Source organism: Pseudomonas sp. SIMBA_041, assembly GCF_046535095.1.
Lineage (GTDB): Bacteria > Pseudomonadota > Gammaproteobacteria > Pseudomonadales > Pseudomonadaceae > Aquipseudomonas > Aquipseudomonas mucoides.
Genome location: NZ_JAWRXJ010000092.1, coordinates 1 through 352, shown reverse-complemented (window position 1 = coordinate 352; position 352 = coordinate 1). Strand labels below are relative to the sequence as shown.

General features: G+C 61.6%; 1 protein-coding gene. It reads left to right on the top strand.

Going from position 1 to position 352, the window contains the following annotated elements:
• A partial coding sequence (locus tag SB725_RS30365) for an ImmA/IrrE family metallo-endopeptidase (protein ID WP_410923052.1) occupies window positions 1–352 on the top strand: 352 nt, incomplete at both ends.

Below are 352 nucleotides of genomic sequence, written 5' to 3'. Positions count from 1 at the left end.
CCGGTCGATCCGTATGCGATTGCCCAAAAGCACGACATCGTAGTGCAGGCGAAGCCAGATACCGAGTCCGGCGTGTCCGGGATGCTGCTGCGGCACGGGAACGCCTTCGGCATCCTCTATGCCTCGGACATTCCGAACGAGGGATTTCAGCGGTTCAGCGTGGCCCACGAGTTGGGCCACTATTTCCTCGACGGTCACATCGATCATGTGCTGCCGAACGACGGCATACATACATCGCACGCAGGCTTTTCATCCGGCGACCCTTATGAGCAGGAGGCGGACAATTTCGCGGTCGGCCTTCTGATGCCGGCGAAGCCCTTTAGGAGGCTCATGGGCCGGGCCCGCCTCGGCC